This is a genomic window from Pelagerythrobacter marinus (genome assembly GCF_034375205.1).
GTDB classification, from domain to species: Bacteria; Pseudomonadota; Alphaproteobacteria; order Sphingomonadales; family Sphingomonadaceae; genus Pelagerythrobacter; species Pelagerythrobacter marinus.
Genome location: NZ_CP139719.1, coordinates 1,294,466 through 1,308,646, shown reverse-complemented (window position 1 = coordinate 1,308,646; position 14,181 = coordinate 1,294,466). Strand labels below are relative to the sequence as shown.

Annotated in this window: 11 protein-coding genes; 3 read left to right on the top strand and 8 right to left on the bottom strand. The window is 69.4% G+C overall.

The annotated features are described in order from the left end of the window. Positions 1–95 precede the first annotated feature (95 nt). A complete protein-coding gene (hemA, locus tag T8T98_RS06320) occupies positions 96–1,316 on the top strand; it encodes a 5-aminolevulinate synthase (RefSeq protein ID WP_160732787.1) in 1,221 nt (406 codons plus the stop codon). Between the two features lie 19 nt (positions 1,317–1,335). On the opposite strand, the gene T8T98_RS06315 is transcribed toward hemA, so the two are convergent. The 3 genes from T8T98_RS06315 to T8T98_RS06305 all read right to left on the bottom strand — a co-directional run bounded on the left by T8T98_RS06315 (position 1,336) and on the right by T8T98_RS06305 (position 4,363). Further along, entirely contained in the window at positions 1,336–2,070 is a 735-nt protein-coding gene (locus tag T8T98_RS06315; RefSeq protein WP_251105735.1) for an extensin-like domain-containing protein, read from the bottom strand. Positions 2,071–2,121: 51 nt separating this feature from the next. Then, positions 2,122–2,751, bottom strand: coding sequence for a UdgX family uracil-DNA binding protein (locus T8T98_RS06310; protein WP_322295870.1), 630 nt, complete (start codon positions 2,749–2,751; stop codon positions 2,122–2,124). A 178-nt stretch (positions 2,752–2,929) separates the two neighbouring features. Next, the gene (locus tag T8T98_RS06305; RefSeq protein WP_251105736.1) at positions 2,930–4,363 is read right to left on the bottom strand and encodes a sodium-dependent transporter; all 1,434 of its coding nucleotides are present in this window, start codon (positions 4,361–4,363) and stop codon (positions 2,930–2,932) included. 115 nt (positions 4,364–4,478) lie between these two features. On the opposite strand from T8T98_RS06305, the gene panB reads away from it, so the two are divergent. Continuing rightward, positions 4,479–5,348 (top strand): 3-methyl-2-oxobutanoate hydroxymethyltransferase, encoded by an 870-nt coding sequence (gene panB, locus T8T98_RS06300; RefSeq protein WP_251105737.1) that lies wholly within the window; start codon positions 4,479–4,481, stop codon positions 5,346–5,348. Between the two features lie 97 nt (positions 5,349–5,445). After that, positions 5,446–6,525: a DUF475 domain-containing protein gene (locus tag T8T98_RS06295; RefSeq protein ID WP_160732783.1), complete on the top strand. Its 1,080-nt coding sequence runs from the start codon at positions 5,446–5,448 to the stop codon at positions 6,523–6,525. On the opposite strand, the gene T8T98_RS06290 is transcribed toward T8T98_RS06295, so the two are convergent. Genes T8T98_RS06290 through T8T98_RS06270 form a run of 5 tightly spaced genes read right to left on the bottom strand, consistent with a single transcriptional unit; the run spans position 6,488 to position 14,154 of the window. Further along, positions 6,488–7,474 carry a bile acid:sodium symporter gene (locus T8T98_RS06290; RefSeq protein ID WP_251105738.1) on the bottom strand — a complete coding sequence of 329 codons (987 nt, stop codon included), beginning with the start codon at positions 7,472–7,474 and terminating at the stop codon, positions 6,488–6,490. The two genes, T8T98_RS06295 and T8T98_RS06290, sit on opposite strands and share 38 nt — an antisense overlap. A gap of 54 nt (positions 7,475–7,528) precedes the next feature. Next, positions 7,529–9,274, bottom strand: coding sequence for a tetratricopeptide repeat protein (locus T8T98_RS06285; RefSeq protein WP_251105739.1), 1,746 nt, complete (start codon positions 9,272–9,274; stop codon positions 7,529–7,531). A 4-nt stretch (positions 9,275–9,278) separates the two neighbouring features. After that, entirely contained in the window at positions 9,279–10,643 is a 1,365-nt protein-coding gene (gene prsR / locus T8T98_RS06280; RefSeq protein WP_160732780.1) for a PEP-CTERM-box response regulator transcription factor, read from the bottom strand. Then, complete coding sequence (prsK, locus tag T8T98_RS06275; protein ID WP_251105740.1) at positions 10,643–12,772, bottom strand: XrtA/PEP-CTERM system histidine kinase PrsK; 2,130 nt, start codon at positions 12,770–12,772, stop codon at positions 10,643–10,645. The genes prsR and prsK overlap by 1 nt, the downstream gene beginning before the upstream one ends. Then, positions 12,769–14,154, bottom strand: a complete 1,386-nt coding sequence (locus tag T8T98_RS06270; protein WP_251105741.1) for a TIGR03013 family XrtA/PEP-CTERM system glycosyltransferase — start codon at positions 14,152–14,154, stop codon at positions 12,769–12,771. Before T8T98_RS06270 ends, prsK begins: the two co-directional genes overlap by 4 nt. Between the last annotated feature and the right edge of the window lie 27 nt (positions 14,155–14,181).

Below are 14,181 nucleotides of genomic sequence, written 5' to 3'. Positions count from 1 at the left end.
ACCTTTCGCAAAGATCGCGGTGGAAATGGCGGGCACAGGGGCCTAAATGCCGGCCCGGAGCGGCCGCTGTTGCAGCGACGAAGACCGAGCGAGCGATGAATTACGACCAGATCTTCGACCAGGCGATCGACCGCCTGCATTCCGAGGGCCGCTATCGCGTCTTCATCGATATCCTGCGCAACAAGGGCGCCTATCCCAACGCGCGCTGCTTCGCCGGGCACAACGGGCCGAAGCCGATCACCGTCTGGTGTTCGAACGATTACCTCGCGATGGGGCAGCACCCCAAGGTGATCGAGGCGATGGAAAACGCCCTGCACGATGTCGGCGCGGGCAGCGGCGGCACGCGCAATATCGGGGGCAACACCCATTTCCACATCGAGCTGGAGCGCGAGCTGGCCGACCTGCACGGCAAGGAAGGCGCCCTGCTGTTCACCAGCGGCTACGTCTCCAACGACGCCACGCTCTCCACGCTGGCCAAGCTCCTGCCGGGCTGCGTGATCTTTTCCGACGAGCTGAACCACGCGAGCATGATCGCCGGCATCCGCAATTCCGGCTGCGAGAAGCGCGTGTTTCGCCACAACGACATCGCCCATCTCGAGGAACTGCTGGCTGCCGAAGCGCCGGAAACGCCCAAGGTCATCGCCTTCGAAAGCGTCTATTCGATGGACGGCGACGTCGCGCCGATCCACGCGATCTGCGACCTGGCCGAAAAGTACAACGCGCTGACCTATATCGACGAAGTCCACGCGGTGGGCATGTACGGGGAACGCGGCGGCGGCATCTCCGAACGCGACGAGGCCGCGCACCGGATCGACATTATCGAAGGGACGCTGGGCAAGGCGTTCGGCGTGATGGGCGGTTACATCGCGGCCGACACCAAGGTGATCGACTGCATCCGGTCCTATGCCCCGGGGTTCATCTTCACCACCTCGCTCAGCCCCGTGCTCGTCGCCGGCGTCCTGGCCGCGGTTCGCCACCTGAAGGATTCGAGCGAGGAGCGCGAGGCGCAGCAGCGCAACGCCGCGACGCTGAAGGCCAAGTTCGCCGCCGCCGGCCTGCCCGTCATGGCGAGCGAGACGCATATCGTCCCGCTGATGGTCGGCGACCCGGTCCGCGCGAAGAAGATCAGCGACATCCTGCTCGCCGAATACGGCGCCTACGTGCAGCCGATCAATTTCCCCACCGTTCCGCGCGGCACGGAGCGGCTGCGCTTCACCCCCGGCCCCGCCCATACCGAGGCGATGATGGACGAGTTGACCGCCGCGCTGGTCGAGATCTGGGACCGGCTCGAACTGCAGCTCGCCCAGGCCGCCTGATCGCCCACCGCGCGAACCTTCACCGACAGACCCCGGTGTAGCGGCCCGACTGGTCGAAGTGGAAATGGTTGGCGTGGGCCGCGTTGTAATCGGGCGAAAGGACCGTCGCGAACAGCGGGCAGGCACCATTGCGCACCTCGCGCAGGAACTGCGCCGCCTCCCCCTCCCCCGGCCAGTCGCCGAGCACGCTGATCCGGCGTCCGTCCTCCAGCACGAAACCGCCAATGTCGATCGCGTTGCCGGTCGCATGTTCGCTCCACCGCCCTTCGGATCGGCCGTAGAGCCGGCGGCAGCTATAGGCGCCCATGTGCTCGATCCGGCTGACCTCGGCGCCGAAGTGGCGGCGCGCGGCTGGCTGGACGATATCGCGCAGCCATAGCTCCAGCCCGACCGCCACCGGGCAGGTCGTGGGCGGTACGCGCGGCGCAAGCGGCAGCGTTTCGATCACGGTGCGGTCGGGGCGGTGGCAGGCGCCCTCTCCCTGGCTCTCCAGCGCGCGAAAGGAAACATCGCTGCGCTCCAGCACCGCGCGGCATTCGGCCAGGTCGTCCTTCAGCGCGAGCAGCTTCGTGCGCGTCGTCCATCCCGGCGGGTCGTCGAGGTCGAGCGGCGCCCAGGGATTGTGCTGCGGGTGGTCCGCCAGCCAGCCGCGCCCCGCCAGCAGGATGCCGGCCACGATCAGCAGGGCAGCCAAGCGCAAGTCGCCGCGAAAACGACCGATGCGGCGCGAGATGCCGGCGCCCCGCTCAGCCAAGGGCGCCCCCGGGCGGCCGGGAGTGGAAAAGGCGCGGGCCGGCGCGGTGGCTCATCGGGTCAGTTCCTCCAGGCGATCCTTCACCGCGGCCAGGTCGGCATCGAAAAGCCGCTCCTGCTCCGCCTTCTTCCCGCCGCTCAACCGCAGGAGGTACGACGGATGGGCCGTGACCCAGGCTTCCGCCCCGTCGCCGAGCGCGATCCCCTCCCCCCGCGAGCGGGAGATGCGGACCGTCTTGCCCAGCACCCCGCGCGCCGCGCTGACGCCCAGCGCCAGGACGAGGCGCGGCGCGACGATCGCGCGTTCGCGTTCGAGCCACCAGCGGCAGGTGTCGATCTCTCCGGTCGTGGGCGACTTGTGCAGCCGCCGCTTGCCCCGGCGGACGAACTTGAAATGCTTCACGGCGTTGGTGAGATAGGCCCGCTCGCGCTCGATGCCGGCCTTTGCAAGCCGCTGGTCGAGCAGGCGCCCGGCCGGCCCGACGAAGGGCCGGCCCGCGCGATCCTCTACATCGCCCGGCTGTTCGCCGACGATCATCAGCGGCGCGTCGCGCGGGCCCTCGCCCATGACGGCTCGGTTGTCGAGCGCCCCGATGGGGCAGGCGCGGCAATTGCAGATGGCCTCGCCGACCCCGGGCAATGTCTCGGGGGCTTCCATCTCGGAACTGTCGGGCTCTCGCATTGCGGCTCCGTTCGTCCAGGGGAGAAACCGGCCTCGGTCCCGGCCTTTCGGCCGGCCACCTGGCCGCCAGCGGCGGGCATTTCCCACCGGGGGTCCCCCCTGCAACGCACGAGGCCGCGATTCGATGCATGTTTCCCGCATCGCCGCCGCGCGCGGCGGAGACGACAGCGGCGTGAAGCTATACCAGCAGTTCGGGGAACAGGCCGAAGACCAGGATCAGGGCCACCGCGATCGGGCACACCCAGGCGACCAGGAAGCGCCAGGCGAGGAACAGCCCCCCGCTCAGGCCGCTCTGCATCTCGACCAGCCGGCGATCGGCCTTCCACCCGACGAAGATCGACATCAGCAGGCCGGCCAGCGGCAGCATGAGCTTGCCGGTAAAGCCGTCCAGCGTATCGAGAATGTCGGCCTCGGCAAAAATGCTCCAGAAGCCGAGCGGGCGCACGTCGGACCAGACGTTGTATCCCAGCGCGCAGGCAATGCCGATGACGAAGGCCCCGCCGCCGATCATGATCGCGGCCGCGGGACGGCGCAGGCCGAAGCGGTCGATCGCCCAGGCGGTGGGCCCTTCGAGCAGCGAGATCGAGCTGGTCAGGGCGGCGAAGAAGATCAGGACGAAGAAGAGCAGCCCGATCAGCGAGCCGCCGGGCATCGTCTGGAACGCGACCGGCAGCGACTGGAAGATCAGCGCCGGGCCGGCCGAAGGGTCCAGGCCGACGGCAAAGACGATCGGGAAGATCATCAGGCCCGCGATCAGCGCCACGCCGGTATCGGCAACGCTGATCGTGGCCGCGGTGGGCGCCAGGTTCACCTCGCGCCCGACATAGGCGCCGTAAGTGATCAGCGCGCCCGAGGCGAGGCTGAGCGAGAAGAACGCCTGGCCCAGCGCCTCGTTGATCGCGGGGGCCGTGAGCTTGGAGAAATCGGGGGTGAACATGAAGGCCAGCGCCCGTTCGAAGTCGCCGGTGAACGCGCCGTAGATCGTGATGCCGAGCAGAAGGAAGAAGAACGCAGGCATGAGCCAGGTGGCCGCCTTCTCGATTCCGTCGTGCACCCCGCTGGCGACGATGGTGATGGTCGCGACCATGAACAGGGCGTGGACCCCGATCAGGCGGCCGGGGCTCGCGAACAGCTCGCCCATCATCCCGCTGACGGCATCCTGCCCCACGTCGGAGAACGCGCCCCGCAGCGGTTCGCCCGCGAAGAGGTTGCCGAAGAAATCGCCGCCCGAGAGCCAGATGTAATAGAGGACCCAGCCGGCGACGACCGAGTAGAACGAGAGGATCAGGAACCCGGCGAGGATCTCGATCCCGCCGAAAAGGCGCCACTTGCGCGAAACGCGCGATTCCTCCGCCACGCGGGTGACCGAGCCGATCGCGTCGGACTGTCCCGCCCGGCCGACCACGAATTCGGACAGCATCAGGGGCAGGCCGATCAGGAGGACGCAGACCAGGTAGACAAGGACGAAGGCCCCGCCCCCGTTTTCGCCCGCAAGCGTCGGGAAACGCCAGATGTTGCCGAGACCCACGGCGGCGCCGACGGCCGCCAGGATGAATGCCGTGCGCGAGGACCAGCCCTGCTCACCTGCTTGCGCACCTGCACTTGCGACCATCCCGGTATCTCTCCCTCTCACCGATTCTGCCCCTGTTGAAAGCCCTGTTGCAAGTTTTCGACCAAAGGCCAAGGGCGCGGTTGGCGCTTGCCCCCAACGCCGCTAGAACCGGGGCATGTCCACGACCTTCCAGCTCGATACCGCGACCAGCCGCGCCACGCCCACGCCGCAGCCGATGCGCCGGCTGACCGTGCCGAAGATACGCCAGCGCAAGAAAGACGGCGTGACCGAGCGGCCGCTCGTCATGCTGACCGCCTATACCGCCCGCCAGGCCCAGCTGCTCGACGAGCATTGCGACCTGCTGCTGGTCGGCGATTCGCTGGCCCAGGTAATCTACGGCCTGCCCTCCACGATCCCGGTGACGCTGGAAATGATGGCCAACCACGCCGCCGCGGTCGTGCGCGGCAGCTACCACTCGGTCGTCATCGTCGACATGCCTTTCGGCAGCTACGAGGCATCGCCCCGGCAAGCGTTCGAGAGCGCATCGCGCCTGCTGAAGGAAAGCGGCGCTGCCGGGGTCAAGCTGGAGGGCGGCGCAGCCATGGCCGAGACGGTCGCCTTCCTGACCGAGCGCGGCATTCCCGTGATGGGCCACGTCGGACTGACGCCGCAGGCGGTCAACGTCCTCGGCGGGTATGCCGCCCGCGGGCGCAGCGATGCGGAGGCGGAGAAGATCGTCGGCGATGCCAAGGCGCTGGACGAGGCCGGGGCCTTCGCGATCGTGGTCGAAGGCGTCGTCGAACCGATCGCGATCTCGGTGACCGAGGGCGTCTCTTGCCCGACGATCGGGATCGGGGCCTCGGCCCAGTGCGACGGCCAGGTCCTCGTCTGCGAAGACATGCTGGGCATGTTCGAACGCGTGCCGCGCTTCGTGAAACGCTACGAGGAGATGGCCGAGGTGATTTCCCGGGCCGCCGCGACCTATGCCGCGGAAGTCCGCGACCGATCGTTCCCCGGCGAGGCGCAGACCTACCAGCCGAAGTAGCCCGCACGGGAACTTGCGCTCCGGCGCCGGATTTCCTAGCCGGCGCGGTGACCGGTCCGCCGCCTCGTTCCAGCCGTCCATTTCACGGGATCGCCGCATGGCCACGCTGCTTCGCTTCTACAAGTTCTCGCTGGTCTTCACCGCGACCTGCTTCGCGCTGGGGATCTGGTACGGCTGGTCCAGCACCGGCACGCTCGCCGGCACGCTGTCGATGCTGTGGATCATCCTGGTCCTCTCGATCCTCGAGATTTCGCTCAGCTTCGACAACGCCGTGGTCAACGCCACTGTGCTGCGGCACATGGACCCGGTCTGGCAACGGCGCTTCCTGATCTGGGGCATCGCGATCGCGGTGTTCGGCACCCGCATCGTCTTCCCGCTCGCCATCGTCGCGATCGCGGCGGGGCTGGGGCCGATCGACACGATCGACCTCTCGCTCAACCGGCCGCAGGAGTACGAGGCTATCGTGAGCTCGGCCCACGTCGGCATCGCCGGTTTCGGCGGGGCTTTCCTGGCCATGGTGGGCCTGAAGTTCTTCTTCGACAACGAGAAGGACATTCACTGGATCGCGGTGATAGAGCGGCACCTGTCGCGCTTCGCCGCGCTCCCGGCGGCGGAGATCGCGTTCCTGCTGCTGGTCCTGTGGGGCATTTCCGCGATGCTGGAGCCGGAAGAGGCCCTGACCTTCCTCGTCGCCGGCATCCTGGGCCTCGTCACCTTCATCGCCGTGCAGGGCGTCAACAAGATCCTCGAGATCCACGAAGAGAAACAGCGACTGGCCGGCGCGGCGGTGCGCAGCGGCCTGGGCGGGTTCCTCTACCTCGAGGTGCTCGACGCCTCCTTCAGCTTCGACGGCGTGATCGGCGCATTCGCCCTGTCGAACAACATGATCGTGATCGCGCTCGGCCTGTCGATCGGCGCGATGTTCGTGCGCTCGATGACGATCCACCTGGTGGAGAAAGGCACGCTGGCGCAGTACCGTTTCCTCGAACACGGGGCTTTCTGGGCGATCATCGCGCTGGGCGGGATCATGCTGTTCTCTGCCCGCTTCCACGTTCCGGAAACGATCACCGGCCTGATCGGGGCGACGCTGATCCTGATCTCGCTGGCCTGGTCGGTGCGCCACAACCGCCGTCAGCCGGTCACTCCGACGGGCGGGAACGCATCGCCAGACGCGTAGCGAGCGGCGCCGAAACGATCAGCTGGAACAGGTGATAGGCGAGCAGCGGCACGAGGATCAGGCCCGCCCGCTCCGCGCCGAACAGGATCAGCGCGATCGGCGCGCCGCTCACCACGCTCTTGTGCGCGCCGGCGAACATGAAGGAAATGCGGGTCGCCCGGGGCAGCCGCAGCGCGCCCCCGAGCAGCCAGCCCCCGCCGAACGCGAACAGCAGCAGGCCGGCCAGCGCGGCGCCGACGACGATCCATTGCCAGGCGCCCAGCGCCTGCCAGATGCCCTGTTCGACCGCGGCCGAGAAGGCGACATAGACGGCGATCGCGATGGCCGCGCGGTCCAGCCAGGTCACGAGCCGCGGATGCCCCGTCACCCAGGCGCGGCCCAGCCCCTGGAGCGCCTGGCCGAGCACGAAGGGCAGGACCAGCAGCGCCAGTATCCGTCCGAGCGCGCCCCAGCCCACGTCGACCGTCGCGAACCCGCCCAGCAGGGCGAAGAGCGGGGCCGTGACGAAGACGCCGAGAATGTTCAGCAGCGCGGCCGCGACGACCGAGGCGGCGACGTTGCCCCCGGCGAGCGAGGTATAGGCCGTGGCGGATTGCACGGTGGACGCCAGCGTGCCGAGAAAGAGGAACCCGATCGCGATTTCGCCCGGCACGTGGCCATCGACGAGGCGCGAGAGCGCGAGCCCGGCCAGCGCCATCGCGCCGAAGCACCAGGCCACCAGCGGCAGCAGGAACCGCCCCTGCCCCAGACCCTTGAGGACATCGCCGCGCGCCAGCCGCAGCCCGTTGAGGAAGAACAGCAGGAAGATCGCGAGGCTCGAAACCGCCTGCGCGACCGCCTTTCCAGCCCCGACCGCGGGCAAGAGGGTGGCCAGCAGGATGGCGACCACCAGCAGCCTGACCATCGGATCGATGCGGGGGAGGATCGAAGCGCGCACGGCGCAGGCCATGCCGCCTTGCCAGCGCCTTGTCGAGCCGCCCCGGGCATTGGGTCTGCCGCGCGCCTAGGGGGCGCTCGCCAGCGCTTCCACCGCCGCCTGCGCCGGTGCGCCGTCACCGCGCAGGACCTGCACGAGCGCCGCGCGCGCGCCGCGGTGCCGGCGTTGCAGGCGGAATGCGCGCATGGCCAGTTCCCTCGCCTCTTCCTGCCGCCCCGCGCGCGCCGCGGTCCGCGCGGAGAGCGACAACAGCCCGGGGTCCTGCGCGCCGCCCAGGGCGAGCGCGCGGCGCAGCAGGGCCTCGGCGCCATCGAGCCAGTCGTCCTCGAAGGCAAGCCGGGCGGCCAGCGCCAGCGCCTCGCGATTGGCCGGCTCGCTCGCGAGCTGGTTGGCCAGGAGCCACTCCGCCCCGGCGCGATCGTCGATGGCCGCGTGGGCTGCGAGCATTCGGCGCGCCAGCGGCCAGGGCCGGCGAATGGCCGCCGCCGCGCGATAGCTTTCGATCGCCTCGCGCGGCCGGCCGGCAGCGAGGTGCACGTCGCCGGCAAGGCTCCGCGCATCGGCCGAGCCGGGGAAGCGGTCGAGGAAGCTCCTGGCCGCGGCCATGGCCTGTGCGGACCTGCCGTCCGCCAGCGCCGCGCGGATATAGGCCTGTGTCTCGATCCCGCTGGGCGCTTCGCCCAGTGCGAGCGGACCGCCGGGCCTGCCGCTTGCCAGCAGGACCGGGCTGTCAGGCATGGGCGCGGCCGCCCGCTCCAGGAAAGGCGCGGCCTGCTCGCGTTCGCCCAGCGCCTCGTAAGCCCGGCCCACGGTCTGCACCAGGTAGCGGTCGGCATCCTCGGCCCGCGCGGCCGCGGCGAAGCGATAGACCAGTTCGCGGTTGTTGCCCGCGAGGTGGAGCGCGCGCACCAGAAGTTGCCGGACGCGCCGGTTGTCCGGCTGTTCGCGCAGCAGACGATCGAGCACCTGCGCCGCGCTGGCAGGGTTGCCCGTTTCGAGATCGACGACGGCACCGGTCAAACGGGCCGCGGCGTCGATCCGCCGGGCAGAGCCCCCGCGCGCGAGGAGGTCGCGCGCCAGGCCGAATTCGCCCGCCCGCGCCGCCAGCACCGCCTGGTAGAGCAGGACGCGCGGATCGCGCGGCGCCAGCCCGGCCATCTCGCGGACCTGCGCGAGCATTTCCGGCGCGCGGCCAAGCTCGCCCAGCGTGGCGGCATTATCCGCGAGGAGATCGACGTTCGCCGGCTCCACCTCCAGCGCGGCCTCGAACCACGGCAGCGCCGCCTCCATTCCGTGCGCATCGCGCACGAGCTGTCCGCGCAGGTGCAGCGCCTCGGCATTGCGCGGCGCCAGTTCCACCGCGCGCTCGCTCGCCGCGATCGCTTGCGCCTGCTCTCCGCCGAGATAGCGCAGGCGGCCGATATCGCTCCACAGGCGGGGATCGTCGGGCGCGATCCGCAGCGCGCGGTCGAACGCCGCGCCCGCGGCGGCGAGGTTGCCCTCGCGCATTTCCAGCCTGCCCAGGATGCGGAAACCCCGCGCCCGCGTGCCTGGCGAGAACTGGCCGCCTCCCAGCCAGGCCCGCGCCGCCACCAGGTCGCCCTGGAGCAGCTCGGCCTCGCCGAGATAGGCGGCCAGCTCCTCGCGCGCAGTGCCGCGGTCGAGCTGGCGCCGCAGCGCGATCTCGGCCCCCAGCGGATCGCCCCGCTCCATCGCGGCGACCGCGGCGTCGACCGGGTCGGATGCCGGCTGTGGCTGCGAACAGGCAGCCATTGCCAGCGCCAGCAGCGCGATCGTGCCCCTGCCCGCCATCGGCTCAGCCCTGCAGATCGTATTGCTTGAGCAGGTCGTAGAGGGTCGGCCGGCTGATCCCGAGCAGCTTTGCCGCCTTCGAGATATTGCCTTCGCTGCGCGACAGTGCCTGCCGGATCACGCGCCGGTCGGCCCGCTCGCGCGCGCTCTTGATATTGAGCGGCAGCGCCTCTTCCTCCAGCGCGTCCTCGAGGTCGAGGTCGGCCGCGCCGACCAGCTTTCCATCGGCCATGATGACCGCGCGCTTGACCCGGTTTTCCAGCTCGCGGACATTGCCGGGCCAGTTCCAGGCGTCGATCGCGGCGAGGGCGTCGGGTGCGAAACCCTTGATCGCCGGGTTCATTTCCGCCGCCATGCGCTTGAGGAAGGCCTTTGCAAGGAGGACGGGATCGCCCGGCCGCTGGGACAGGGGGGGGATCTTGATCACGATTTCCGCCAGCCGGTAGAACAGGTCCTCGCGGAAGCGCCCCTCGCGCGTCATCGCCTCGAGATCCTGGTGCGTCGCGCAGACGATCCGCGTGTCCACGTCGATCGCGCTGCGTCCGCCGAGGCGCTCGATCTGCCGTTCCTGGAGGAAGCGCAGCAGCTTGACCTGGAGGGGCAGCGGAATGTCGCCCACTTCGTCGAGAAACAGCGTGCCGCCATGGGCCTGCTCGATCTTCCCCTCGGTCGTTTTCACCGCCCCGGTGAAGGCCCCTTTCTCGTGTCCGAACAGTTCCGCCTCGAGCAGGGTTTCGGGAATCGCGGCGCAGTTGATCGCGACGAAGCGCCCCGCCGCACGGCCGCTGGCATCGTGCAGACCGCGGGCGAGCAGTTCCTTGCCCGTGCCGCTCGCGCCGAGGAGCATGACCGAGACGTCGGTATTCGCGACCCGTTCGATCGTACGCGCGACCTTCATCATTTCGGGCGCCGCGGTGATCAGGCTGCCGAGCACGGTCTTGCCTTCCGGGCTGCGCAGCGCGAGACGCGCGTTTTCCTGCTCCATCTCCCACAAGTTGAACGCGCGGCGCACGATCAGGCCCAGCTCGTCGATATCGACCGGCTTGCGGTAGAAGTCGTAAGCCCCGCGCGAGATCGCCTCGAGCGCGCTCTCGCGGGCCGAGTGGCCCGATGCGACGATGACCTTCGTATCGGGCTTGAGCGCCATGATCGCGTCGAGCACCGCGAACCCTTCGCTCACCCCGTCCGGATCGGGCGGCAGGCCAAGGTCGAGCGTGACGACCGGCGGCGCATCGGACCGCAGCGCGGCGAGCGCCGATTCGCGGTCGCGGGCCGCGACGATCTCGAAATCCTCGTAAGCCCACTTGAGCTGCGCCTGCAGGCCCTCGTCGTCCTCGACCACCAGCAGCCGGGGTTTGTCCTGCGCCATCAGGCCGCCTCCGATCCGTCGCCGCGCGAGTCATCGTGGCCGCCCGCGCGCGCAATCCGGGCGGCGGCGAACATCGGCAGGGTGACCGAGAAGCGCGTGCCGATGCCGGGCCGCGAATCGACGTCGATCCGCCCGCCCATCGCGCGCACCAGTTCGCGCGCCTCGTAGGCGCCGATGCCGAAGCCGTTGGATTTCGACGATACGAAAGGCTTGAACAGGCCGTCGCGAACGAAGTCCGCCGACATGCCGGGGCCCGAATCGACGATGTCGATCCGACCGCGCACGCCGTCGCTGGAAACGTCGAGATAGACCGGCATCCCCTCTTCGCTGGCATCGAGCGCGTTCTGGACGAGGTGTCCGATCGCCTGCTCCAGCGCGTCCCCGTCGGCGAGGACCTCGACCCCGGCGGTGCCGATCACCGACAGCGCGCCGCGATCGCCGAGCGAGGACCGGACCCGCTGCGCCAGCGCGCCCAGCGAGACACGGTCGAGCGAGGAACTTCCGGCCGACTGGTAACGGCCCAGCCGGTTCATCAGCGCGGTCAGCTTTTCCGCGCTGTTGCGCAGGGTCACCAGCATGTCCGCCCGGAAGTCCGGGTTGTCCGCATGGCGCTCCGCGTTGCGCGCCAGCAGCGAAAGCTGGCTGGCGAGGTTCTTCACATCGTGCATGACGAAGGCGATCCGGCGCGAGAATTCGTCGAACTGGCGCGCTTCGAGCAGGGCCTGGTGGCTCGCCCGTTCGGCGAGGTAGCTGGCGAGCTGCCGGCCGACGAGGCGCAGCAGGTCGAAGTCCTCCCAGTCCAGCTTGCGCGCGATCGGCGGCCTCGCCAGGACGACGAGCCCGCGGAGCTGGTCGAAGTGAAGCAGCGGCACCACGGCCCAGGCGCGCGGCAGGTCGCGCAGCCAGGGGGGCAGGTCGATCGGCGGATCGCACGCCTCGGGCCGGGCGCGCTGCGCCTCTACGTCGACGATGTGGGCCGCTTTCTCCACTGCGGCCGCGAAACGGGCGGGGATCGCGCGCGGCGGAACCTCGATCTCGGCCCAGTTCCAGCGCGCGGCCAGGACCATCGCACCATCCTCGTCCGGGACGAAGAGCAGTCCGGAAGGGCTCTCCGCCACTTCCGCCATGGCGCGGGTCGCGCGCTCGTAGAGGTCGCTGCCGTCCTGAGCCGGCCCGGCCTGTCCCATTGTCTGGGCCAGGCGAAGCCACTCGGTGCGATAGTCGTAACGGTGTTCGAACAGGTGCTTGATCACCGTCACCTTCCACCAGCCGCGCAGCTTGCGCGACGGCAGCCAGTAGAGCGCGGCCACGACTGCCGCGAACAGCAGGCCGACCTGGGTAAGGCGCTGCACCCCGTCGCCGAGGAGATCGAGCGACTGCGCGAGGATCGCCATCGCCACGAGATAGGCCCCGATCAGCACCAGCGAGAGCGTGCGGAAAGCCACCGCGTGCGACGGGCTGAGCCGCCGCCCCTGCACCTCGGCACTGCCGCCGAAGACGACGATCGCCCCGACCAGCCCCGCGACGATGCCGTGGAAAGCCGCCAGCCCGTCGAGCGTGCCGCCGAGATAGGCGATCGTGTAGAAGTTGAGATCGTAAGCCCAGAACGCCGCCAGGCCGCCCGCAGGCCAGCGCAGCAGCGTCCGCGTCGCGGGCCCCGCCCCGGCATAGAGATTGTGAACCAGCATCAGCGCGCCGACCGCCACCAGCACGTTCAGAAGGGCGGAAATGTCGAAGGCAGGCGAATCCGGGTTGGCCAGCGTGCCGCGTGCCGCCAGGGCAATCGCCAGTTGCAACCCGGTCACGAACACGAGTGAGAAGACCAGCGGGCGAACCGGCTGCATCAGGTGGTGGCGGCCGTCCGCGGCGAAGAGGCGGTAGAGGACCGCGATCCAGGCGACGTCGCGCGCGGCGGCCAGGGCCACGCCCAGCCCGTGCCCCGCCCCGAGCGCGGCGACCGCCAGGCACCAGGCACCGGTCGCCGCCAGCGCGCCGAGCGTCCACCCGCGGTGCGGGATCGCCACGCGCCGGTTGCGCAGCAGCCAGCCGGCAGAGACCGTGCAGGCCAGCGCCCCCGCCAGGTGCAGGAAGAAGCCGACGAACTGCCAGCCTGCGGCGAGCCCCGTCATCGGGCCCCCTCGTGCCACAGCACGACGCGCAGGGTCTGGAGCAGGATCAGCAGGTCGAGGAAGGGCGTGTAGTTCTTGGCGTAATAGAGATCGTATTCCAGCTTGTGCCGCGCGTCCTCGATCGACGCGCCGTAGGGGTAGTTGATCTGCGCCCAGCCGGTGATCCCGGGCTTCACCATGTGCCGCTCTGCATAATAGGGCAGCTTCTCCTCCAGGTCGGCGACGAACTTGGGCACTTCGGGGCGCGGGCCGACGAAGCTCATCTTCCCCGTCAGCACGGTCCAGACCTGCGGCAGTTCGTCGATCCGGGTCTTGCGTATGAACCGGCCGACGCGGGTGATCCGGCTATCGTTCCGCTCGGCCCATTTCGCCCCGTCCTTTTCCGCATCGACACGCATCGAGCGCAGCTTCACCAGGTCGAACGGCTGCCCGTAGAGGCCCACGCGGGTCTGGCGAAAGAACGCCGGCCCCTTGCTGTCGAGCTTCACCAGCAGGGCGAACAGCGCGATCACGGGGAAAGTCAGCAGCAGCAGCAGGCCGCTGGCGACGATGTCGAACACCCGCTTGAAAGCGCTGGAGAACATCCGGCCGGACGAAAAGCCGTCGGAAAAGATCAGCCAGCTGGGATTGAGCGTGTCGAGATCGACGCGGCCCGTCTCGCGTTCCAGGAAGCTGGAGAAATCGTTGACGTGAACGCCCATCGTCTTGATCCGCAGCAGGTCCTTGAGCGGCAGGGCGTTGCGCCGTTCCTCCAGCGCCAGGACGACTTCGCTCGCCCCCAGGTTCTCGACGAACCGGCCGAGGTCGTGAATGGCAGAGCGGGCGATCGCTTCCTCCACCTCGCGCTCGCCATCGGACATGGCGATGTAGGAAACGATCGCGAAGCCGCTTTCGGGGCGGTCGCCCAGTTCGCGCAGGCGCTGCGCGCGCCGGCCCGCGCCGAGCACGAGGATGCGCCGCCGAAAGGCCGAGGCACCGAGGAACGAGCCGAGCAGGAGGCGATTGAGCAGCAGGAAGGCCGCCGACAGCACCATCGCGAAGAGCAGGGTCGAACGCCAGAAGGTCAGGCCCGGGATCAGGAAATCGAGCAGCGACAGGGCGATGATCGCCAGGCTGATTGCGACCAGCAAGCGGGCGCAGGCATAGCGCATCGAACGCAGCGCCTCGCTGCCGTACACCCCGACCGAGATCATCGCGATCCAGACCGTGATCGCGAACCCGGCCAGCGGGGCCACCCTTTCGCCCAGCGGGCCGGTGTCGATCCCCGCCTGCGACGCGCGCAGGATCCAGCCGAGCTCGCCGGCGGCGACGAGCAGCAGCAGATCGACCAGGCCCAGCAGCAAGACCGCGTGGGGGATATAGTGCTTGAAGAGGCGGATCATTCCCGTCCGGTCCGGAAAATTGCGAAT

What these genes read in the sequence shown, in the direction of transcription:
- hemA (WP_160732787.1), top strand. Translation starts at nt 96, where the DNA reads ATGAATTACGACCAGATCTTCGACCAGGCGATCGACCGCCTGCATTCC.
- T8T98_RS06310 (WP_322295870.1), bottom strand. Translation starts at nt 2,751, where the DNA reads ATGCGAGAGCCCGACAGTTCCGAGATGGAAGCCCCCGAGACATTGCCC.
- T8T98_RS06305 (WP_251105736.1), bottom strand. Translation starts at nt 4,363, where the DNA reads ATGGTCGCAAGTGCAGGTGCGCAAGCAGGTGAGCAGGGCTGGTCCTCG.
- panB (WP_251105737.1), top strand. Translation starts at nt 4,479, where the DNA reads ATGTCCACGACCTTCCAGCTCGATACCGCGACCAGCCGCGCCACGCCC.
- T8T98_RS06295 (WP_160732783.1), top strand. Translation starts at nt 5,446, where the DNA reads ATGGCCACGCTGCTTCGCTTCTACAAGTTCTCGCTGGTCTTCACCGCG.
- T8T98_RS06290 (WP_251105738.1), bottom strand. Translation starts at nt 7,474, where the DNA reads ATGGCCTGCGCCGTGCGCGCTTCGATCCTCCCCCGCATCGATCCGATG.
- T8T98_RS06285 (WP_251105739.1), bottom strand. Translation starts at nt 9,274, where the DNA reads ATGGCGGGCAGGGGCACGATCGCGCTGCTGGCGCTGGCAATGGCTGCC.
- prsR (WP_160732780.1), bottom strand. Translation starts at nt 10,643, where the DNA reads ATGGCGCAGGACAAACCCCGGCTGCTGGTGGTCGAGGACGACGAGGGC.
- prsK (WP_251105740.1), bottom strand. Translation starts at nt 12,772, where the DNA reads ATGACGGGGCTCGCCGCAGGCTGGCAGTTCGTCGGCTTCTTCCTGCAC.
- T8T98_RS06270 (WP_251105741.1), bottom strand. Translation starts at nt 14,154, where the DNA reads ATGATCCGCCTCTTCAAGCACTATATCCCCCACGCGGTCTTGCTGCTG.